Raw genomic sequence first — 23,884 nt, forward strand, 5'->3', positions numbered from 1 at the left:
CTCCTAAAAGATCAGGAGGACTTCGGAAAATGCATAATCCCCCGTATGGCTGATGCTTAGCCGGATCGAATTCGGCTTTATATTATTCAAATATGTTTCAAAGTTTCCGTAAAAACGAAAATAGGGACGGCCATAATCATCATTCCGTATTTCTATTTCCGAATAGTTCACATTCAGATCGGGTTTTTGGAATAAACGATATCCGTCCAAAGCCTTGATCAACGCTTCTTTAGCGGCATATCTTCCCGCAAAAAAGCCGGCCCTTTGGTTTTCAGGTTTTGTTTCTCCCTTCTTTCTTTCCCAATCCGTAAAAGTGATCTTAAAGAAGAAGGTAGCCTTATCTTGCAAACTTTCCTTGAATTCAGGAATAAAAGTAAGATCCACTCCTACGGAAGCATAAGGACTCGTAATCGATTCAAAACTTGGAAGAGGTTGCGATCTTAGTTTCATTTTTTCTCTCCCGGTTTGGATCTGTATTCCGCGTTTAGAAGTAGACCGATTTCATCTTCCTGGAAGTAAGACTTGGTATGTCTTTCATACAAAGGTTTTCCTATTCCCATTCTGATCTCGTGATATCTGTTCCGATATCGGATCTCTCTTTTTTTTCTCAACTCTAGATAGGTTTCTCTTTGTTCCTGAGTGAGTGCTGCTAAAAAATAATCGGAATGAACGAAGAGACAAAGCGCACCGACATGTCCGAAACCTAAGGTGGTCAATATTCCGGCCCTAATATTATGTTTACCGAATGGAATACTTTCGTCCGTAAAAGTTACGAACGGATAATCGTTCATGTCCGGATCCACTTCTTCTAGATTTCGGTTTCCGGTTACGATACCGTTTTCTAGAGTTTGTAATATTCCGATTGTCTGCCAAGCGGCGGCCCCTCCTTTGGAATGTCCTGTAAGCGATTTTTGAGAGACTACCGGTAATAGGTTTCCTGGTGTTCTTCCTAACTTGGATAGTAAATTATACAAAAGTTTGTTTTCATTCTTATCGTTCGCTTTTGTAGAAGTATCGTGCTTATAGGCGACGCCTATGTCGTCCCCGGTGAGTCCGAAGGTGGATAACGCGTTTCTTAAAGGAGATTTTTCTTTTTCGGATTCAGCTCCTAAAGATAAAAGTCCTAATCCCGGAGCAGGAATAGAGGCTTGGATCCCATCCGTCTTAGAACCTGCATAAGCTAAAATCCCGTAGACAGGAAGTCCTGCTTCGAGGGCTAAGTCCGCTCTTGCGAGTAAAACGACTCCTCCTCCTTGGGCCTCTACGAATCCGCCTCTTCGGATATCGTTCGGACGACACATTCCTTTCGGGTCGATTCCTTGTTCCAACATTTCTACACTGCTTGCAGTCGCTTGCATATCCCCGAATCCGACCAGACTTTCCATCGCGAAATCATCGAAGGCACCGGCTAACATAAAGCCTGCTTTTCCTTCTTTGATCAAACTTGCAGCCATTTCCAAAGAAATTCCCGCCGTAGCGCAGGCTGCAACAGGAGTTTGGACGGGACCATAACCTCCTACATAAGAGGTGAGTGCCCAAGCGGTCGTAACGTTTATCAATGATTCTTGTAGCGCGTCATGTTGCCTTTGGTTTCCGAGTAAGAAGTCATGGAACATTCTTTTGAGTTTACCCATCCCTCCCATACCGGAACCGACCGTTGAGCCGACGAGTCCAGGATGAATGAATCGATACAATTCCATCGGTTCCATTCCGGAACGTAAGAACGCTTCGCATGTGCAATAAAGATTATATACTGTGATCGGATCCACTTGAGCGGTTAGATCTTTGGTTAGTCCGTATCTTGCCGGATCCCAACCTTTCGGGATCTGCCCTGCAACTTTTCTATTGAAGTCGGAAGCTTTTCTGGCCTTGATTGTACTTCCTTTTTTCCTTCTCACGAACCATTTGTCTTTTTCAGGATCATGATAGACTTCCGTAGCTTCCGGTTCTGCATTTTTGAATTCTTCCGCTTCTTTGGAATTCGAAACAGGTATAAAGAAGTCCTCTTCTAAAACCACGTCTACAAAGGAGAATAACGTAGATGGATCGAATCCGACACATTCCTGATCGATGATCCGAATGCCCGTATGGGCTAAGATCTTTTCTTCGTATTTGGATTTGATTTCCCATTCTGCGACCGCTTCTCCTGTTTCGGAGTCAGTCCAACTTCTTCCTTTATCGGCGGCTTGGTATTTGATAAAACCCATCATCCAAGCCAGTTCGAGAGCGGCCTCCAAGGAAAGTGTTCCGGATTTTTCCAATTCCCATCTGGTCATGGAACTACCGGCAGGTCCTAATTCCGCAAAACCGACAACACAAATCGTTTTAGAAAGATCTAATTCTTGTAAATACCCGATCTCATTTAACCTTGCTTGGTTCGGAATGGAAGGATATTTATACACTTCTTTAGGTAAGAACTCTCTTGTATGAGTTTCCTGTTTTTCTAATAGGATTTTGCTTTTAAGATAGAATGTTTCCTTTTTGATCTTGGCTTCCGAAAGAATGTCAGCACGGATCTTGCCTAAGGTCTTTCCAAGCTCGGTTTGGGAATCCAAGCCGCCCGTAAAATTTGCCTTAGTGATTTGTTCGGGAGAATGGTATACGCAAGTGTTGATCAAATTTGCTAAGAGAAGTCCCATTTCTCTTCGAGAGAATGTTAGCACACCCGATCTTTCTTCCAAAGTTTGGGCCACAAGATCGTTCGCTTCCATGAGACCGGTCCCTCTTACCCAACCGATCACACAACCGTGGATCCTTGTATGTTTTCCCCAATCGTCTTCTTCCGAGAATTTTTTTCGGAACAAAGTTTCAAGACCCAATTTGGTTTCGGCATACATTCCATCTCTTCCAAAGATACCATGATTCGGTGAGAGAGGTAAGATAACGTGAAGTGGAGAAGTTTCCGTAGGAGTATTCTTCAATCTTCCTAGCGTGCCAATCAGTTTTTCCACGCCGAGCAGCATCACTCTTAATGATGTTAAAGAAGAATCATCCAATTGTGATCCTGTATTTTCTTCTCCGACTGCACCGAATGGAATTAGGACATCAGGCTCCCAGTCCTTTTGGACCAACCATTCGGATAATAGACGAATATCTTCGAACGATCCTTGAGAGAAGGGAACTAAGGAGAGAGATGCGCCCTTTGCTCCGTACTTTTGGAATATCCTTTTATAAAACTTAACTTTTTCGGAAGAATAGGAAGTAGTTGTTAGGATAATATCCGCTCCACCGGCAAGCAGTACGAAGACGGTCTCTAACGCGATGGAGTTTGGACCTCCTCCTGTGACTAAAACTTTCAGACCCGAAAAACTGATCCCTTCTTTGGATGAACTCAAAATAGAGTTTAGAATAGATTCCGTCGCTTTATCGTTCTCGGTCCAACTTCCTCCTTGGTCCTTACTTGTTAATATGGAAATTTTGCCATGGAAGTATTCCTTTAAATTGGTAGAATATTCTACTTCTTTAAAGTTTAAATTACCGTCTTCGGAGATTTCTAACTTAGGACGTAAGACGGAGTTCTCTGCTTGAGAGATCGGCTTCCGATTCGGGTCCCATTTAGAAGAGAGTGATCTTAAATATTCTCTTTTAGATCCAATACTTTTCTTTTCTTGCGGAAATCGGATCTCGTCCTTTTCCAAAATTTGATCCCAGTATTGTAAAACCTGGGACAACAGAGGGCTTGCATGATTTGCAAAATACTTTTCTGCTTCAGGACCGAAATGATCCGATTCTCCCGTTCTGATCTTGGTTAGGCCTTGTAAAAGTTTTTTCTTCGCCCATTGTTCCGAATTGGAAAAACGAACAATTTTCTTTTCTTCGAATAAAGGAGAAGGTTCTGTCTGGATCTTTTGCCTTGCTTCTTGCAGGGCAAAAATATCTTTTATTAGAAATTCAGCGTATGGATCTTCTCCTAAAAGTCTATATTGGAAATTTTTGATCGCCTTTCCGAAAACTCCTTCCGCTCCGAAATATTTTCTTTCCAGCTCTTCCAATGCGGCAGCATCTACTTTTGCTCCCCCGGCCGATCCTGAATTATTCGCAGAAAGTTTTCCGATCCGGATTCCTTTGGATTGAGCAAACAGATCCACTGCTTTGTCCAACCATTTGGACGCCTCTTTGGCATTTCCGATCCGAGAGTTTAATGCAATAGGGCTCAATGCTCCTTTTCGCAACGACTCTCCTTCTCTTACATATAGAGGAAGAAAAATACTGACCGTAAAAATTCCCGAAGAACTTAAACCCCTTTCTTCTTTTAGATGTTTAAAGATCTCTGTTCTCCCGAAATCAGGCGGAAAAAATTTCTTCAAAGTTTCTTCGAATGAAGTTCGAAGATAAGGCCCCGGTTGTGAATACGCAGATTGTTCCTCTAAAGATTTTATAAGATCTTTTAAGGATTTCTCATGAGCTCCGTCCAAATTTGTCGTTTTGAATTCCGCTCCAAGATCCGCCATTACCTGATTTCGTTTGGAAGAATTTCCTCCGAATAGGGTGTCTATATTTTCCTCTTCCGAAATTTCTTCGGGTCGAATTCCCGCTTTTAAAGCAAGTAATACGAATAATGCGTCCTTCTTAGTTAGATTTACGGACACTTCTTCTCCGCCGAAAGGTTGGGGTTCCTGGATCGTATCCTGAACTTGTACAGGCTCTGTCCTACTTTCAGCTTGTACGATTGGGACTTCCGATGTTATCGGTTCCGCAATTTCTCCTAGTTTGGAAAACTCTGCGGTCTCACAATCTTCTAGTTCCGAAAAGACCAGATTTCGATTTTCTTCTATATGCAGGATTTCGAATGAAGAAGGATCCGGAAATTCCCTCAGAGTTTGCCTTGCCATTCCTGCAAGATCACCCCTAGCTCCAAGATCGATCAACCTTCGGACTTTCAGATCTTGGAAGAATTGATCCTGGGTCTTGATCCATTGTACCGGCATAGCAAATTGATAGGCTAGTAATTCGATCAATAATATTCTTCGGAGTTCTTTTTCGGAAAGATTTTTGCCTTCTTTTAGGATCTTTTCTAAAATAGGACTTCCGGAGACTTCCCAAACATACTTTATGAATTCTTGATCAATGGAGAATGGTTTTGCAACCAGATTCGGGATATACTTGCCGTCTAATTCTTCGAAACCGGAAATTTGGGGAACGTTCGCTTCCAGAGTTTTTCTGAATTCTGCAACCCCGTTTACTAAAACCCTTGAATGAAAAGGTACATCTATTCCTTCCAAGCGGATCGTAGTCTTTTTACCTCTCACGATCTCTTTAAAACGATTTTCCATTTCGGATAGCGCCTTGAGATCTCCGGTTACGGAATATTGTTTGTCTCTTATGTTTAAATTAACTACTTCTAATGGAAGTCCGGTCTCTTCTTTAATTTGAGCGACAACCTTAAGAATGGTTTCTTCATCCAAGCCAACATGCCGATTTCCTAATACTACGCTCATTCCGAATGGACTTCTTCCTTCCTTATCTCTTGGAACAAGGCTTTGCATGGTAAGTCCTCTTCCATACACGATCCGGATCACATTCTCTAATCCTAAAAATCCTCTCGCAGATAGAGCGGAAAATTCTCCTAGAGAATGTCCTGCAAACGGAGCCTCTTGATCTAAAAATCCTCTCTCCTTCAAGATCTCCCAATCCGCCATAGACTTAGTGACCAAAGCGACTTGTGTAAATTGTGTGAGATGAAGAACACCCTTAGGATGATTCCAAACTTTTTTTCCAACTTTCAATGAAGTCGGATTATCTTGTACTATCTTTAAAAGAGAGAAGCCTAATTCGTCCCTTGTAGTATTTTCAGCTCTTTGCCAAACGTTTCTTGCCTCCGGGAATTCATCTCTGAGTTTCATTCCCATTCCTTGGGATTGGGAACCTTGTCCTGTAAATACGTAGCCTGTTTTTTTAGGAGAAACGATTGCTTTCGCGCTTAACTTTTTCTCTCCGTCTCTGTTGACTAAACTGACGGAAAGAATTTGAGATCCTTTCTTTTGAGAAACATGGATTGCTTCCAAAAGTAATTCTTCGCTTAAATATACGGGGGCCTCGAAAGTTTCATCGAAGGCGGACAATCTGGAAGGATCTCCTTCACAAAGATCCATTACGATTTTCTTAATTACTCTGGCCGAAGTCCATAAACCGTGAACGATCCTGTCTTTCCAACCGGCATATTTTGCGAAATCGATATCCGTATGGATCGGATTTGTATCTCCGGAAGCAGCCGAATATTCGCTCATATCCGAAGGAGCGTAAAAAGTTTCGGATATGATCTTATAAGGTTTTGCAAGTGGAACTTCAGGATCACCTTCCGAAAGGTTGGTGAAGAATCGATCCAAGGATGTTGGGATTCCGATTTGGACTTTTTCTTCTAATTTGAATTCTCCCCATTCTTCGAAATGAGAGCCTGAAACCTTTTCAATCTTACCTTCTACTTTATGAAGTTCTTGATTTGCTCCCAAATATCGAACTAAACGATTTCCGGATGTGAATTTTAGTTTAGACCCGACTGAACTTATATTTTGACCTTCCTTTTTATGGATCCAAGGAATTGAATTTAGAAGATTAGATTCCGCTTCGGATCGGATCAGAATACTTTTTTCAAAAGGTAAACAATCGAATTCTTCGAATTTAGAATGGACGTCTCTTATCAAAAACCCGGTTTGGAAAGAGCATATCTTCTTTCCTTCTTTTGAAATTTCTCCCAGGATCTGGATCTCCTGTCCGGAACCAAGTTTACGGACTTTCGCAAGTCTTGCTTTGGACTTTAGCTTATCTCCGGGAATCAATTCGGCGGCTTCTCTTTCCCATTGGAAATTTTGGGAGAAGTGTAAAAGTCTAAATAAATTCTTATTTTCTAATGTAAACAATGGAGCGAGTAATACTTTCCAAGCAAAAGCGGTACTCATTCCAAGAGGAGGATTCGGATCGGATTTAAGATCCGTTCTCCTTAATTCTCCGATCGCTTTTCGGAAATTTAAAATAGATTCCTTATCGATTACGATCTCGGATTCTAATTCTTGTGAAATATTCTTGGAAGAATTAAGATCGATCCTTTGATTTAATCCCCATGTTTTCAGATAAAGATCCAGACCCGATTTTTCTCTAACCGTAAGATCTTCCTCTATGAATGCCCCTAAAGTTTTTCCTGCACTGAATTTTCTTTGAAAAGGGATCGCAGCCCCGTCTTTTGGATCATAAAAGAATAGCTTCAACTCCGCAGAATCTTTTTCAGAAAGTTTTAATTCTACTTTTAGTTTGTTTTCTTCCAAAACTTGGATCAGTAATAATTCTTTTGAATCGCTTGTCTCCCAGACGAACTTTCTGCCGACTCTCGGTTCGAAGAATAGTTTTAGATCGGATGAATTTTGTCCGATTTTGGAAGATCGTAAAACTGCAGTCAGGAAACCTTTTCCTAATGCTGCTAAATGAACGATCCATTCATTCGGAGTTACATCAAGATTATCGAATATAGAGATGGAATTGTTACTGATTTGTTCTTCTGAGATTAAATTCAGGATATTTTTTCTTTGGGATTCTGAATCAAATAGATCCTCCCATGGGATTTTTTTAGCTTTGGAACTTTCTAAACTTGCTTGTAAAAAATTTCGGAAGATAGAGGAGACCGGCTCGTTTGGTTTGTGAATTCCTTTGATCGCTCTTGGTCCAGGGATCCAAGCACAAGAATCCGGTTCCATATCCACACAATGAGAATACCAGAGGGAATCCGAGCGAACCCATTTTACTAAGTCCTCGTCGATAACGGGGATGAAGTTTACAGGCTTGCCGGGTCTTTTACAAACATCAAAGAAGAAAATAATATCTTCCGGTAATATAAGAATTGTATCAGCACTTGGGTATCTTGTCTTCCATTCGTGAACAAAACCATTCGGATCAAAGTCGGAGTTTACTTTTTCCAGTATAGAATTTTGATCCGTCGGTTCGGAGATACGGGCCTCGAATCTTTCTACTAATTCTATGAATCTATTTCTGAAACTTTTATCTATGAACGGATGATCCGGCCAATCCCCTTCCGGAGAGATCAATCTTTTCCCAGGGCAAGTAAGTTCCAAATATCTAGAAAGGATTTGAGTATAACTCATCTCTTCCAGATCGCCGAAGTACGGTTTTGCGGTGGAATTGATAAGGGAGATTAATTCTTTCTTTTTGGACAGGGTGGCTTTTTTAGCCTCCTCTGTTTCTTTTCCCTTTGTGAGTTCTTCCGCAAGAGAGGAAAGTTTGGTCCAAGTATTTTCCGCGTAATAAATATCGGCACCTAAGCCCGATCTTCCTGAGATGACCCCGCCTGCATTCTTACCATCTTGTGTGGTCTTCCAATTTTCAGATCCTGAGATCTCTACGAGAGCTTGTTTAATTTTTTCCGATGTGGCACATTCCTTGGAAGCCATGAGTCTGGTGCCGAGGAAAACTGCGTCTACCGGCATTGGATTTTTACCTGCCCATGTTCCGAATAGCCAAGACTTGGAGTCTTGCGGTTCGGCAATTCCTCCACCGACAGCTAAGATAATATTTTTACAATCTCTGATCTCGCTATAAGTAGATCGGACCAATTCTTCTAGATCTTCCCAACTGTGATGGCCTCCAGCGGCTCCACCTTCGATTTGCATTAGGATTTTTGAATCCGGCATTTGTTTTGCTATGGAGAGAACTTGCCGGATCTGTTTTTGGGTTCCAGGTTTGAAAGAATTCAACCAGATTCCATGAGATTCAAAATCCTTTAATATTCGTATTGCTTCATCCGTATCAGGAATTCCTGCCGAGATGGTGACTCCTTCGATTGGAGCTCCTTCACTCTTGAGTTTTTTCACCAGAGGAACTTGTAGATTCCATAAATAAGCATCTAAGTATAGAAGATTAACAACTATACCGACTCCCGGAGGTAATTCTTTTCGAAATACTTCCATTCTTTTTCGAAATAGTTCCTCCGTTACTTGTCCACCACCGGCCCATTCGACCAAGTATCCATCATTTGCGGCAGCGATCACAATTCCCGGTTCAACGGTAGAAGGAGTCATACCTCCTCCAAAGACCGGAGCTCTTCCAGTCCATACGGAATAGTTGTTTTTTAAGAATACTTTTCCGTTCGGTAGTTCTACGGTCTCAGGCTGGAATTCTTTCCATGATTTAGGAAATTCCAAATTAGTTTCTTTGGTGAAAGATCTATACGAATCGGATTTGCTTAAGTTTCGAATGAGATAGGATTTGCCTTTCAGACTGGGAGAGCATAATTTCTCCGCATCTACTCCCGGACCGAAAGAGATGAGTAAAATTTTACCTTTTTCTTTTTCTAAACATCCTAAACAGGTTTCCCAATCTAAGGTTTCCGCTACCGCCATTCTGGATAATGCAAGAGCAATGTCCGATTCCGTTCTGAGATCTCTTCCATCTCTTGTATCATATAAAGGAATTTTTAGATCGGATTGTTTAGGATTGAATCCTATTCTTTTTACGTCCTCTTCCAGAAGAATAGGGACTCTTCGTAATAAAGGGCTATGAAATGGAGCGGAAATTTTTAGAAATGCCCAGGACTCCGGATTAGGGAAACTATTATTTGCGAGATAGTTTCTGAACTCTAATAAAGATTCGGGAGACCCGCAAACAACTCTTGCTTTTGGTCCGTTCTTTAACCCTAAATATACTGTATCTTCGGAACTTCTAGTTGAATTAAATTTTTCTAATACTTCTCCCAGTAAGAAATCGTTTTCCGATCTTAAAACCGCCATAGGAGAAGCAATCTCATCCTGCTTTAGAAGTTTTTTTGCAAAAACATCCAATTCTAAAATCGGAAATTCTTCTTGGGTCCGTATGCCAAGACTGATCAGGTTCCTAAGTATCATTGATAAATTTTTCAAGAACGTGGCTTTATCAGGAGAAGAAGATAATAAGAAACCGGCATATACACCCTGAGAATGACCGAATATTCCTGAAGTTTCGTTAAACAAAGCCTCCCAGTTCGATACGTCTTGTAGGACTCTGTATAAGGCCGAAGCCTGAGCTAAAAAGATAAGCGGAATACTATAGGAACAATTCTTTAAGATGGAATGATCCGGAGTTAAATCAGGTTGATCGAGCCAGTCCTTTAAATGGAAGCCCAAAGGTAATGATCCGATCAGCCTGTCTTTATGGATTGCTTTACATTCTTCCTCGATGGAAGAGAAGACAGTTTGCCAAAATTCCGAATGTGTATGGCCTTCTTCATAGAAAGATCGTAATTCAGGAAGTGGATCAGCTCCTTGTCCGCTAAAGGTTATAAAGGTTTTAACGGATTGAGCGGAAAGATTTTTAAAGATGGATGGTGCTTGTTCGGAAGATAAAGCTCCGCTTGAATAATTCGTTTTCATATATTGACCCTTCCATTTTATTTTTCATTTGTTAAGATTTCATTTGAACTGGAAGAGGTTACGTTTTGATTTCAAGAAAAAATTTTTTTATGCTTAATAAAATAGAAATCGAAATTATGAACACCTGTTTGGACGGATGTAACAAATGCTATACATAAGTAATTTCCTAATTTATAATATGAATGCATAAATATTATGCTGATGAACGTTCGTTAGTTAAATAAGTTAGCTAACAATCGTTCGCTAATGGCGTTTGTTTATTGTTCAAAGGCTTACGTTTTGTAGTAAATATATTTCATTAAAATGAACGTATGCTTACATAATATTAATAAAATATAAAGCATTATGAGGTGCGGATCTTATTGCGGTTCCTTCCTGTATCGATTGATGAGAAGCCTCGGTTTCGGGTCAGGTTTGGAAAAAATACCCGTTGGAAACCGGAGCCGTCGGATCCGGATTTAAGAATGGGATCAATGTGTTTTTACGGGGGAGGTTATGGGATCCGGAATCTTCCGGTCGGGTCTATATATTCCGGACCGGAAAGCCTGAGTCGTTTCTGTTCTAGAATATAATAAAAATAGAATATATAATCTTTGGGTTTAGGATTTCAGTTTGCTTAAAAAATCCGAGAATACTCCGCTTGTCGGTAGGAGTATGACTTCTCCTTTTTTTAATGGGACTTTTGGCACCATATATTCCACTCCTGCAAACCAAGGAAGGAAATATTTACTTATCGCCATTACTCCGGATACGTCGAATCCGGTAGTAGCGATCACTTTAATTCCTTCGAATCCATCTTGGTAGATCCTACGGATCATCCAAAGACCGGAGGTCTGGGTTTCCATTGTGATGTCGGTGATGACAGCTTTGAGTTTATGTTTATTTGCGAGATAAAGATCCCAACCTTGCGAAGCATCTATAGCTCGAAGTACGTCGCATCCGTTTGCTTGGAGGTAGGTTTTGAGATTATTCGCATAACGATCATTGTCGTCCACTACGAGAACTAATGGTTTCAAGGTAGCATCCCCACTCCGGCGTATTGATTGTCTGTAAGTTTACGATAAAGACCGTTTTTCTCCATTAGAGAATTATGATTTCCTTCCTCTACAATCCTTCCGTTGTCCATAACAAGTATACGAGGGATATCCTTGATTGTAGAAAGTCGATGAGCGATCACGAAAGTAGTACGGTTTGCGAATAATCTACGGAATGCATCGCTTACTAATCTTTCGGATTCTGCGTCTAATGCGGAAGTGGCCTCATCCAAGATCATGATCTCGGGATCTCTTAATAGGGCTCTTGCTATCACAAGCCTTTGTCTCTGACCGCCTGAAAGATTTAAACCTCTCACTCCCAGGATACTATCGTATCCATTATCCATTTGTTTGATAAAGTCATGGGCGTGAGCAAGCCTCGCAGCTCGGATTACATCTTTCCTGCTCGCTCCCGGTTTTCCATACGCGATATTATCCGCCACTTTTCCGTGGAATAGAAAAATGTCTTGGGTCACGATCCCGATCTTATTGCGTAGATCGGCAAGAGAAAGATCCTTAATATTTTGTCCATCGAACTCGATCGACCCTACACTCGGATCAAAGAATCTAGGAATTAAGTCCATTAATGTGGATTTTCCACAACCGCTTGCACCTACAATTGCGATCGTTTCGCCCACTTTCACATTTAAGTTAATATCTTTCAATACTTCTGCATTCGTTCCAGGATAAGCGAAGTTTATACCTTTAAACTGGATCGAGTTAGTAACTCTTTCTACTTTTACTTTTTCTTCTTCGCTATGATCTTCCGTTTCCAGATCGATGATCTCGAATATCCTTTTGCCCGCGATGATTGCTTGCGAAATTTTTCCCACCATCTGCGATAATTGTGTTAAAGGACGAAGAAGGAAAAGTAGCGTCAGAAGAAATACCATGAACTGCCCCACAGTGAATGGGGTACCTACGTTCCCTGCGAGAATATACTTTGCACCTAATGCAAAAAAACCGAGAGCCACTAATGAGGAAGTCAACTCGACTAAGCTCGGAGCGATCTGAAGATAATACTGCCCTTTAAAATTCCTACGATAAACGTTCTGATTGATCTTTCGGAATTTTTCCTTCTCGTAATTTTCCGTGTTAAAAACACGAATCACTTTGATTCCGGAAATCATCTCTTGTAGATTCGCGTTCAGATCCGCCATCTTTTCTTGAAATCGTTCCGTTGATCTTGTGATCTTTTTAGTAAATAAGGTTACCGGGAGGATGATCAAAGGTACGATCCCGCATGCGATAAGTAGAAGTTCCGTATTCAAATAAAGTAATACTAGGAGGTGAGTGATTACGTAGAAAAAGTTGATCGTAGCATCTCTGAAATTGGAAGAAATCACGGCGGCTACCACTTCTACATCGTTGATAATCCTACTCATCAAAAGTCCCGTTTTTTCCTTAAAGAAAAAGGTGAGAGGGAGCATTTGGTTTTTCTCGAACAATTCCTGTCGGATATCCCTAACGGCCCAATAGCCGGCAGTTGCAAGACAATACACCGAAGCAAGATACGTGAGCAGCTTGAGCCCGTACAAAGGAAGTATTAAAAGACAAACCGCCCAAACCACTTCCTTAGGTTCCATGTATTTGGTGCGTCCGTTAGACCATCTTTTAACGTCTATCAGTACTTTTTTGGCTCTTTCTACAGGATTTAAACGGATCTCTAAGTTGGATTCTTCTTTTGCGATGATTTCCTGTTCAGCTTCCGTGAATTCGAATTGGAAGCGAGAATTCGGATCCGCTGCCATAGTATCGAAAAGAGGAATGATCGAGGTTAAAGAGACTGCATTTAAGATCGCAGTCAAAAGGGCGAATGCAATACCTAATGAAAATCTGTACTTATAACGTACTGAATAACTCATTAAGCGGAAAAAAATTTTCATTTGATTTATGCTTCTGACACGATTCGAGAAAAATTTCTCACCAGCTCCAATCCGTTTTGGGTCATGATAGACTCCGGATGGAATTGCACTCCGTATAAATGAGGTTTTGTCTTATGACGCACTCCCATAATAATCCCGTCTTCCGTTTTGGAGGAGACTTCCAATACGTCGGGAAGGCTTTCCGGTTGGATCACAAGAGAATGATATCTGGTGGCTAAAAAAGGTGATGGTAATGATTTATAAATATCCTTACCATCATGTTCAATCAGACTTACTTTTCCGTGCATGATAGTCGGAGCGTTTACGATCTTTCCGCCATTGACGAGTCCTATAGCTTGGTGACCTAAACATACGCCTAAGATCGGAAGTTGTCCAGCCAGTTCTTTTAAAATGTCTATACATACTCTCGAGTCTTCAGGACGTCCAGGGCCGGGACTTAATACGATCCCTTTCGGATCTAATCTTTTGATCTCGTTTAGATCTATCTTATCGTTGCGAAAAACTTCTACCTTGTTGCCGATCTGCGAAAAATACTGATACAGATTATATGTAAAAGAATCGTAATTGTCTACGAGAAGGATCATCTATTCCATTCTCCTTTCAATCCGTTTCTTGCAAAGTCCACAGCTCTAAGTAAAGCGGCCATTTTATTTTTGGTCTCTTCTAATTCGCCTTCAGGAGATGAATCATACACCACTCCGCCCCCCGCTTGGACGAATGCCTTTTCGCCGTAAAAAGAGATCGTGCGGATCACTATCGCCATATCAGTATCTCCTTGGTAGGAAATATAACCTAAGGCTCCGGAATAAATCCCTCTTCTGGTTCTTTCTAATTCGTCTATGATCTCCATAGCTCTAATCTTAGGTGCTCCTGAAACCGTTCCAGCAGGAAGAGTGGCTCTAAGAAGATCGTAAACGGATTTTCCTTCTTCCAAAATACCCGAGCACTGGCTCACAATATGCATTACGTGGGAATATTTTTCTATAATTTTGAAGTCTTCAACTCGAACACTTCCCGCTTCACAAACCCTGCCTAGGTCGTTCCTTCCTAGATCAACGAGCATGATATGTTCTGCGATCTCTTTGGGATCCGCTAAAAGATTTTCTTCTAGAAGTTTATCCGCTTCCGGATTGGCTCCTCTCGGTCTTGTACCTGCGATCGGTCGGAGGTACGTTTTTCTATCCTTACATTTTACCATGATCTCAGGAGAAGATCCGACTAAGGAAATATCGTCCAATTTGAGGAAATACATATAAGGACTCGGATTAACGGTCCTTAATCCGCGATATACTTGGAAAGGAGGAACTCCCGGTCGGAATTCCAACTTTCTAGAAGGAACGACTTGGAAGATATCTCCCGCGTAAATATATTCCTTCGCTTTTTGGACCGCTTTTTTATAATCCTCGTCCGGAATATTAGGAGTGTATTCCAACTTCTCCTTGGATTCCAATGGATGCTTGACCCAACCTGGGAGTTCTCCCTCTCGGATCTCTTTTTCGATTGCATCAATTCTTTCTAATGTAGCTTCGTAACAAGCTTTGGGATCTTCGTATTCTGAAAGACGTGCGTTTACAACGATCCTTAAAAGGCGATCCACATGATCTACAACCAGTATCTCGTCGTATAAAGCGAAGTAAACATCGGGAGAAGGTTCGTCTTCCGGTTTAGTATCCGGGATATTTTCATAATAACGTACAGCTGCAAAGGAAAGGAATCCTACTGCTCCACCTTGGAAAGAAGGAAGCCTATGATCCGGAACGTAAATATCGTCTCCCATGGAATATTCCAAAAGGAATAAAGGATCGTAAGTGATGATCTCGGTTTCCGGTTCTTTTCTTTTGGAAACGTAGAATAGACCGTTCTTACCGTACAGTAGTCGATAGGGATCTTTTCCTAAGAAGGAATTTCTACCTACATTCTCTCCACCTTCTACCGATTCTAGAAGAAAAGAATGTTTGGCCTCGGTGCCTCCCCATTTTGCAAAAAGAGACACCGGGGTTTCCAAATCCAAGAAGACCTGTTTGAAAACCGGGATCAAATTCCCGGACTTTGTTTTTTCCAGGAATTCTTCGTATGTTAAGGAAAATTCCTTCAGAGGTTCGGTCCTTCTATCCCTTTACCTTCAGTCAGGTAACGAGAGATGATCAATCTTTGGATTTGAGAAGTACCTTCGTAAATTTGGAAAATTTTCGCGTCTCTCATCAGTTTTTCCACCGGATATTCGGAGTTAAAACCGTAACCGCCTAATACTTGTACTGCGTCGGTGGTAATTCTCATACATGCATCCGCGCAGAACGCTTTCGCGATAGAAGCTTGGTATGTATTTCTGAAACCGTTATCTATCAACCAGGCCGCTTGGTGACAAAGAAGTCTTCCTGCTTCTATATCTCTCGCCATCTCTGCGATCATAAACGAGATAGCTTGGTTTTCTATAATAGGTTTCCCGAATGCAGTCCTAGTTTTAGCATATTCTAATGCATGTTCCATGGCAGCTCTTGCAACGCCGACTGCTCCCGTCGCAACACCCGGGCGAGTGTGGTCGAATGCTCCCATCGCGATCTTAAATCCGTCACCTTCTTTACCGATCATTTGGCTTTTGTGTACTTTCACTTCTTCAAAAGTGATCCCTCTGGTGTCGGAACATCTTTGTCCCATATTCAATTCTTTTTTACCCACTACTACACCGGGGGTTTTGGAACTAACTATAAATCCAGTGATACCTTTATGACCTGCGGCAGGATCGGTCTTAGTAAGAACGAAGAACCAATCCGCATAACCTGCGTTTGTGATCCACATCTTGGAACCATTAATGATGTATTCGTCTCCCACTTTTCTTGCGGTAGTGCGGATACCTGCAACATCGGAACCTGCTCCCGGTTCGGTCACCGCATACGCGCAGAGTTGGAATTGTTCGGTCATTGGTTGGACCCATTTTTTCAAAACCTCGTCGCTTGCACCGATGAGCACGGGAGCGAGAGCAAGGTTATTCGCAAGGATAGCAGTCGCCATTGCGGAGCAACCCCAAAATAATTCTTCTGCAATGATAACATCATCCAATTCCGGCATTCCGGCTCCGTTATATTTTTCCGGAATATGGATATTCATTAGGCCGATTTCCCAGGCCTTTTTCAAGATCTGAAGAGGGTATTCTCCCGTTTTATCGTGATGTTCCGCTTTTGGGCGGATCTCATTTTTTGCAAAATCTCTGGCAAGACCTCTAAGCGCTTTTTGATCGTCTGAAAGGGCGAAATCCATTATAACTAACCTTAATTGGAATGAGGGTTTCTTCGGGGGGCACGATGTATGAATCGTGATTCTTTTCAAAAGACGAAAGATCTTCGAAAGGATATAATAGGACAGCCGTCCGGTAAGCCGGTCCGGATAAAAATATCCCCGACAAAAAACCCTAAGGAACAGGTTCTAAGCGGAAGGGTACCAAGTCAAGAACGTACGATTCGATTAGAAGAAGTGAGAAAAATCGTAAAATCGCATAAATGCCGAAAGGACGGCATCGACTTTCGGACTTCTTATCGGAATTATCTTTCCAATAAGAATAACAGAACAAAAAAATCCTTCCTCTACAACCCGAATGGGTTCACTGATTTTATTCCGTATAAGAGATTCGAAATTTTTCTCTTTAAATACGGTCCGCTAAAAAGAAGAATATTAAATTAGTAAAATTTTATATAAACTTTCGAATTTTTATCGCGAGTGGTCTATATTTTCCCACAGGGACCTTCTACACTTTTAAACCGGACTCTGCGAATAACTGCGGATTTTTTCTGCTATAATCTTTTAAGTCCCCAAAATCTGGGACTTCATAAAATGAGCGGACCTTCTTCCAAGTTCTAACGCCAATCTACCGTTTTCCATTTTTTTCGGATGAAGATAGGGAGTATTGGTCACTACTCTAATTATTTTTTTACCGTACTTCTTGGCTAGTAATTCTTTCAGATCTCTGGTCTCGCTTGCGATCACACTCACGCAAGAATCGAATGCTCTCATCAGCACTTTATCCGAAACAGGTTTACGGTTCTCTATATCATGGACTACGATCCTTTTGATACTAGGGTCCAGAATGAATTCTTTAATCGGTTCGGCGTCTGCAACACCGCCGTCTAGAAATTCTTCTCCTTGTAGATTAGGAATTTCAAAAAGAAGAGGGAATGTCATGGAGGCCATGATCATATCGATGATATTTCCTTCGGTCTTTAATTCTCTGATCCCTTTCGTAAGATTAGAAACTGCGATCCCCATTTTAATGGGCATCTCCGAAATATCCTTACCTCCTAAGTAAGGTTCCAATAATGTCCTGATCTTTTTTCCCGAAAGAATGCCCGAATAATTTTTAAGTCCTTTTCTGATCGGTTTCAAGAATTGACTGAAAATATTCCCGTCCCAAAAATCGCTTTTTTTTAATGTAAGAATGAATCTTGTGATCTCTTCCGGAGGAAGTCCTGAGGCGACCAAGGAACCGATCAACGCTCCGGAGCTCGAACCGGTGATTGCAGCCGGTTTAAAACCGATTTCTTTTAGCCCGAGGGAAAAACCTGAATGAGCGTAAAAACCGAAAAACGCTGAATTCAAAACCAGTGCGTCATAGGATTTTTTAAAAATAAGGTTCGGCGATTTTTTGGAAGCCATTACGAATTTCTTAATTTAGAGGGGACCTTTGTCCAGAATTTTACCTAAACTTTTAGGATTTCGTTTTTCGATTTCATAAGAATCATCTTGAAACAGTTCGTTTCCCGAAGTATCATTATAATATGGGATATCGAACTTTTTACGTCACTACAAAGAACGAGACAGAGGCTTTGGAAATTGCGGAAACTTTAGTGAACGAAAGACTGGTCGCCTGCGCCAATTTGATCCCTGGGATGAAATCCGTTTATAGATGGCATGGCAGGTTGGAGCATGAGCAGGAAACCGTTCTTTTGTTAAAAACCAAAGATTCCGAGGCCGAAAAAGTTGTAGCAAGAATTTCGGAATTACATAGTTACACGGTTCCATGTATCGTTTCCTGGGAAATCAAAGAGGCTAACCAAAAGTATTTGAGTTGGATAGATTCGGAAATCAGAAAATAATTCTTTCCCTTTAAACAATATTTTCCTACATTCGGATATTTTTATAGGGTCTCTTGGTGAAATTCCGACAGATTCGTGACTGAGGCGGATGAATGGAAGAAAAAGCGGAAAAGTTTTGGAGCTGGTTTTCCCAAAACAGCCGGTATTACACTAAACTAGACGACTTGGAAGATAGAGAAAGAGATCGCCTTTTGGACGATCTGATGGATCGACTCCAGGAAGTGAATTCCGAGTTTTTTTTCGAGATCGGTGGAGGGGACGAGAGTCCTCACGAATTCACCGTTGTAACGGCAGGAGACGAAGATCTATATGCGGAGGCCGAAAGATTTGTCGACCTCGCGCCTGAAATTTCAGGCTGGGATATATATTCCGTAGATCAATACCAAGAAAAAGGTACAGTCATCTTTCACGAAGGCCTGGAATTGGATTCGGAAGAGACCTGGTTTCTGCCGTTAGAAAATACAAATCTTCCTAAAAGTTTCGGAGTCCGGATCTGTTTCCCGGATTTCCCGAATGTAGAATCAAATCCTCATCTCAAAAAAGCAGTCGGATTATTATTAGAGACCCTTTTGGGTGAAGATACATTTACTAAAGAAATAGGATATTACGAGATTGGAATGCTTCCCGACGATCCGGAAGAAGAAGGATTTATAGAACTAGTTGAATTGCCCGATTATATCCAGTGGAGAAAGGAAAGAGAGGCATAAAAAAGGCGGGCAAAGCCCGCCGTCTAAAAGGGAATGGAATTCCGAAATTAATTCTCCGATTGGATCACTAATGTGGATTGTTGGCTTTTGGAATGTTTCACATCCAGACCATAAATCAGCACGGTAGGCACAGCGTATTGAGAATCGAAAGTGTCGATTGCAATCGCGATCTTATTTCCTGCAGGAACATCGTAAGCTACCGCATTTAGATCGATAGACATACTTTTTGTTTCATACCATCCCGCGTCGAAAATGGTTCCAGTACCATGAGTGATCAAAGTAGCGGTGCCGTTTTTGTTTACATCGTAGAAGTAAACGTTCACGTTAGCCTTTCCTAAGCTGGAGGAGATCCTTCCGTTCCAGAACATTTTACCTCTGATCTTCAATGTAGAGTTTAAGGTAGAAGATTGGTAAACGATGCCGTTTAATCTGCTTACAAAACCTAAATTAGTTTGTACAGGAATTTCAGCATGTGCGGCGAGAATGTCCGAAAGCAAGGGAAATCCGGTGCTGGCGAGAGTGTCCGCTCCGGAAAGAATTCCTGTGTTTGTAACGGTAGTATTCTGGCTCGTGGATAATTCACCGTTCGTGAATAAACCTCTAGGTTTCAGATAAAAAGTTTTATCGGAAACGGTAGGAGAAGGCCAAGAAGGAAGAGTTATCCTAGGGCCTGCAAAACGTTTTTGGAAAGTAACCTGAGGTTTGTCCATGATCCCGTTATTGATCCCTTTCAACCAATAATCGAACCAATCATAGGCGTTATCCCATACAAAACCGGAGATACCTAAAATGCCGGTTAGCTCAGCGCTTGCATGGATCCCTTCGTTCATTAAAAGTTTTTTAGGAACGCTGATCTTAGAATAATAATCCAAAACCGCATTCGGGTTGAATAAGAAGTCCTCGAAATTATTAGAGATCAATACCGATTTACCTTCAGAAGCATTCAATTGTCCTACGAAAGTTTCCGGAGAACGATCTGCTGCCCATGCGGACACAAAATCGATATCCTTATGTTGTAAAAGTTTTCCGAAATTCTCCGCGATGATCGGATCAGGTCTTCCCGTAATATAACTGGAAGCGACTAGTAACAGTCCCCAGATCAATCGAGGAGTATCGTTACCATAAAGAGAACGTTTGAGATTTCCCCAACCGCTCATTGCAACTGCAGTCTTAATCCTAGGTTCGGTGCTCACACCTGCCAAAGAAATTCCAGCACCGTAAGAGATACCAGAAATACCGATATTTGCCGGATCTGATTGAGTATTAGCAAGCAACCAATCCAGAATTTTACTCAGGTCCGATCTGTCTTTTGGACCGGCAGTATCAATGAGTCCTCCGGAAGCTCCGAAACCTCGGGTGCTATACGAGAGAACGATGTATCCTTTTTTAGCGAGTTTGGCTGCGGGAACCAGATACTCGTATTTATTCAACGCCCAACTGTTTACGAAAATTACCGCAGGGTATTTTCCTGTTGGAGAAGGTGTATTAGGTGCGAAAAGACTAGCTTCTAATACCACTCCGTCGTTTGCAGTTATCTTTATAGTATTATCGAAAGTGAAACTTCCGTCGCTCTCCTGCGCGAAAGCGTTTTGGATCTCCCCGCTGGAATCTTCTAACTCGGAAACGTTTTTGTTTCCTACAGCTTGAGCCAGGCTTGGATCCAGGGAAGCTAAGAGGGCAGCAGCTTCCGCATTTTGAGAAGAATCACTTTTACAAGAGTAAAAAGATCCTCCCACGATCAGCATCAGTATGCAAAATTGCATAACTAACGTTCGATATATTTTTCTCATCACTATTCTCCATACGCTTTTTCAGTCTTTGACTTTTAGCTAATTTTATGAAGAGGGAGTATAAGACAGTTATCAGTAAGGGTCGTCTTGGATTCGAATTTTGGACAAATTAAAAGGTCTTAATTTTTTATTTAAACGAATTCGAAAGAAAACGTTCGTTCAAATTAAGAGACTTTGGATTTTCGCAGATATTCTCGAGGGGAAACACCTTGTATAGATTTGAATGCAAGGTTGAAGGTCGCCTTGGAATTGAAACCGGATCTGTAAGCGACGGAAAGGATATTGGCTCCTTCTTCTTTTTGTAATATACGGACCGCTTCCGCAACTCGGAAACCGTTTACAAACTTTGCAAAGTTGGTACCTTTTCTTTGGTTCAGAAATTCTGAAAGTTGATATGGTTTGATATCTAACTGATTGGATAGTGCGGAAAGAGAAAGATCTTCTTGCAGATAGATTTTTTCTTTTGTCATCAAACTTTCCAGACGATTTTCCAGATCCGTCGTATCCACACCTTCTAACCTGGAATTACGATAAGCATCTCTCATAGAAGGTCCCATCTCGTTGAAAACTTCCGGAGCATATATCTGCGCTAGATAACCGGCAACCGCATATACCACCGTACTTAGAACAGAAATGAATAATAAATGAATATCTCTGATCAAATAAGAAATGACCAGGATAGAAGTTACACTTCCGCTTCCGATCACAACGAACAGTAGAATCCTTGCTCCGGCGTCTTTTTTCAGTCTTTCCAATCGGAATGCGGCTCTTGTTTGCCAAACGATAGAAGAATAAAATAGTAAATTCGCGGAATAGGCGCCTAGTAGAAGGATATCCGACCAACTAGTGGAGCCCTTCTCGAAATAATCCACAGGATGGCTTGAAAAGATTTGAGGTAAAACTAAATATAAGGTAGGAAATACGATAAGAAGTAATATTCCCGGAAGGTAAAAACTCCGTTCGAAGGCTGTGAACTTCTCCTCTCGCACGGTAACAGAATATAGACTATACATTCCCGGTCCTAAAAACCAAGCGAATGGAATATGAAGATGATTTAAAAACGAAGGTTCGAAATAAATACCCTTCAAAAGAAAATACACATACAAGAATTGGATCGAAACACAAAAAGATAATAAAGATAAGATCTTTAAGCCGACTGTTTTTTCCGGGCGGAGTAGGCATGCAACGCAGAGTAGCATACAGAATAATACTCCGAAGAATACGATCTCATGGAAATGAGGGACCACGAACTAATTGGATGAAATGTTATCCTCTACTTGTCAAGTTCTTACGTTTAGAATAGAAATCCGCAAATCGTATTTAGAACCAAAACTTAGGCCGTTTTTAGTCTAAATTCCCGGAAAGAAGGCTCGTTTTTTGGGATTCCTTTCTAAGTTTTTGGGAGAAATTTTCGAAACTATAAGTATGGCATTCAGAGGGTTCCTCATACTCTTCTTCTTAATACCCTCTTATATATTTTCCGAAACTCCCGTATTATTCCGATGGAAAATGAAGTCCGGAGACGATCTCGAATTGAACGAATACCACCGAGTAAAAGCCAGACAAGGCGCTCGAGTCATTCACAGAGAAGATAAGAATCGAATTTTATTGAAGGCCGTCTCCTGTAAAAAGGAAGGCTGCGATTTTTCCGCGATATTCGATACCTATATTAAATTTCCCGAATTAGATCCGGCTTTCTATAAAGATAAAACTTTCAAGAGCAAATTTCATATTTCGGAAACGGGGCAGTATACGGTACCTCCCGAATACAGTATGCCCAATCTCAGATCGCTGCCTACATTCTCCTCGAAAGAAGTAGGACCGGGAGAAGAGTGGAACAAACCTGCTTCCGAAAGTTTTCAGTTCTCGACGGCTAGGATAGAGATCCCTGTCCAGGCAAAGTATATTTATCAAGGAAGAGGGGATTGGGAATACGCTGGTAAAAAAGGGAATGCAGACCTGATAGAATATAATTATAACTTAATGAAGGAATCCGATCCTATCGCTCAGAATATACCGTACAAAATTTACGGTTTCGCAAAGGGAAAAGTATTCTTCGATTCCGAACAAGGCGTTCCACAATACAAATATGTGCAGCTTGCTTACACGTTCGTTTTTCCGAATGGGATAGCGCAGGAAATGTCTTTCGAGATCCACGGGGTTTATTCCAAACAAAATTCCGTTACCGAGAATGATAAGGACAAAATTGCGGAGGAAGTAAAAAGGATCCTCGGACCTTTTCCGGAGGGAAGCACTTATCCTAGAAAAAGACCGAATGGCAAAAAAGGAAACGGATTAGAATGGCCCGAGTGGGAAGGAAATCCGGAAGAAGAAATCGCAGACCGCGCACCGGTTGAGATCAGAAAATCGAACGAAGGTGTTGTACTGTCTTTGGATAATCTTCTTTTCGATTACAATAAATCCGAATTAAAACCGGAAGCGAAAAAGGTTTTGGAAAGGATTGCAGACGTTCTGAAAAAATATCCGGATAGAGAAATTCGGATCAGCGGACATACGGACGATAAAGGAAGCCAAGAATATAATCTTAAACTTTCCCAAGATCGAGCATTATCGGTTCTGCAAGAGTTACGAAATTCTCATGGAATAGAGGAAACTAGAATGTCGTACAGAGGTTATGGGAAGTCTCAGCCTGTTACGGAAAATTCCACGGAATCAGGCAGGGCAAAAAACCGAAGAGTAGATATCACCATCGTTTTGGAATAAGTTTCGGCTCCTGCCCCTTTTAGACAAATGGGCGGTCAAAAGTAACCTTCATTTTTGCATTCGTTGTAGTGATCATGTTCCGTTAAACAGGAAAGAAGGATATTATTATAGGATTCCGTTCCAGGTTCGTGAGCGCTCACTGCCTGACAAACTGCATCTCTCATTATTTTTCTTCTGTCTTGGCATCGTTCTACCGGATTACTTCCGCAAGATATAAAACCGAATATTAGAATAAGACAAAATACAAGGTTTCTAATTTTCATTCTTTTCACCTATTTCTGTTTGGTTTAGCAAGCGGATAACATAACGA

At 41.3% G+C, this 23,884-nt stretch carries 14 protein-coding genes; 3 read left to right on the top strand and 11 right to left on the bottom strand.

The window, feature by feature from the left end:
* Positions 1–3: 3 nt before the first annotated feature.
* The 8 genes from LEP1GSC192_RS09665 to LEP1GSC192_RS09705 form a co-directional block, all read right to left on the bottom strand.
* Complete coding sequence (locus LEP1GSC192_RS09665; RefSeq protein ID WP_020769526.1) at positions 4–450, bottom strand: holo-ACP synthase; 447 nt, start codon at positions 448–450, stop codon at positions 4–6.
* A complete protein-coding gene (locus tag LEP1GSC192_RS09670; protein WP_020769903.1) occupies positions 447–10,349 on the bottom strand; it encodes a type I polyketide synthase in 9,903 nt (3,300 codons plus the stop codon). The genes LEP1GSC192_RS09665 and LEP1GSC192_RS09670 overlap by 4 nt, the downstream gene beginning before the upstream one ends.
* Before the next feature lie 599 nt (positions 10,350–10,948).
* A complete protein-coding gene (locus LEP1GSC192_RS09675; protein ID WP_020769706.1) occupies positions 10,949–11,365 on the bottom strand; it encodes a response regulator in 417 nt (138 codons plus the stop codon).
* Entirely contained in the window at positions 11,362–13,269 is a 1,908-nt protein-coding gene (locus LEP1GSC192_RS09680; protein ID WP_020769836.1) for an ABC transporter ATP-binding protein, read from the bottom strand. The genes LEP1GSC192_RS09675 and LEP1GSC192_RS09680 overlap by 4 nt, the downstream gene beginning before the upstream one ends.
* A gap of 5 nt (positions 13,270–13,274) precedes the next feature.
* Positions 13,275–13,853 (bottom strand): aminodeoxychorismate/anthranilate synthase component II, encoded by a 579-nt coding sequence (locus LEP1GSC192_RS09685; RefSeq protein ID WP_020769863.1) that lies wholly within the window; start codon positions 13,851–13,853, stop codon positions 13,275–13,277.
* A complete protein-coding gene (gene trpE / locus LEP1GSC192_RS09690) occupies positions 13,850–15,274 on the bottom strand; it encodes an anthranilate synthase component I (protein WP_036089660.1) in 1,425 nt (474 codons plus the stop codon). The genes LEP1GSC192_RS09685 and trpE overlap by 4 nt, the downstream gene beginning before the upstream one ends.
* An 86-nt stretch (positions 15,275–15,360) precedes the next feature.
* Complete coding sequence (locus tag LEP1GSC192_RS09695; RefSeq protein ID WP_020769779.1) at positions 15,361–16,524, bottom strand: acyl-CoA dehydrogenase family protein; 1,164 nt, start codon at positions 16,522–16,524, stop codon at positions 15,361–15,363.
* A 540-nt stretch (positions 16,525–17,064) separates the two neighbouring features.
* The gene (locus LEP1GSC192_RS09705; protein WP_020769489.1) at positions 17,065–17,913 is read right to left on the bottom strand and encodes a patatin-like phospholipase family protein; all 849 of its coding nucleotides are present in this window, start codon (positions 17,911–17,913) and stop codon (positions 17,065–17,067) included.
* A gap of 122 nt (positions 17,914–18,035) precedes the next feature.
* On the opposite strand from LEP1GSC192_RS09705, the gene cutA reads away from it, so the two are divergent.
* Both cutA and LEP1GSC192_RS09715 read left to right on the top strand, forming a co-directional pair.
* On the top strand, positions 18,036–18,353 hold the full coding sequence (gene cutA, locus LEP1GSC192_RS09710) for a divalent-cation tolerance protein CutA (protein WP_020769589.1): 318 nt from the start codon (positions 18,036–18,038) through the stop codon (positions 18,351–18,353).
* 92 nt (positions 18,354–18,445) lie between these two features.
* Positions 18,446–19,060 carry a hypothetical protein gene (locus LEP1GSC192_RS09715; RefSeq protein WP_020769753.1) on the top strand — a complete coding sequence of 205 codons (615 nt, stop codon included), beginning with the start codon at positions 18,446–18,448 and terminating at the stop codon, positions 19,058–19,060.
* Between the two features lie 47 nt (positions 19,061–19,107).
* Here the strand turns inward: LEP1GSC192_RS09715 and LEP1GSC192_RS09720 are convergent, their stop codons facing one another.
* Together LEP1GSC192_RS09720 and LEP1GSC192_RS09725 are read right to left on the bottom strand one after the other, a co-directional pair.
* The gene (locus LEP1GSC192_RS09720; RefSeq protein WP_020769514.1) at positions 19,108–20,805 is read right to left on the bottom strand and encodes an alpha/beta fold hydrolase; all 1,698 of its coding nucleotides are present in this window, start codon (positions 20,803–20,805) and stop codon (positions 19,108–19,110) included.
* A 209-nt stretch (positions 20,806–21,014) separates the two neighbouring features.
* A complete protein-coding gene (locus tag LEP1GSC192_RS09725; RefSeq protein WP_020769891.1) occupies positions 21,015–22,049 on the bottom strand; it encodes an AraC family transcriptional regulator in 1,035 nt (344 codons plus the stop codon).
* A gap of 226 nt (positions 22,050–22,275) precedes the next feature.
* Between LEP1GSC192_RS09725 and LEP1GSC192_RS09730 the strand changes: the two genes are divergently transcribed.
* Positions 22,276–23,574: an OmpA family protein gene (locus tag LEP1GSC192_RS09730; RefSeq protein ID WP_052005221.1), complete on the top strand. Its 1,299-nt coding sequence runs from the start codon at positions 22,276–22,278 to the stop codon at positions 23,572–23,574.
* A gap of 35 nt (positions 23,575–23,609) precedes the next feature.
* Here the strand turns inward: LEP1GSC192_RS09730 and LEP1GSC192_RS19475 are convergent, their stop codons facing one another.
* Positions 23,610–23,837, bottom strand: coding sequence for a hypothetical protein (locus LEP1GSC192_RS19475; protein WP_020769580.1), 228 nt, complete (start codon positions 23,835–23,837; stop codon positions 23,610–23,612).
* Between the last annotated feature and the right edge of the window lie 47 nt (positions 23,838–23,884).

Origin of the sequence: Leptospira sp. B5-022 (genome assembly GCF_000347035.1) — a bacterium.
Taxonomy (GTDB): Bacteria; Spirochaetota; Leptospiria; order Leptospirales; family Leptospiraceae; genus Leptospira_B; species Leptospira_B cinconiae.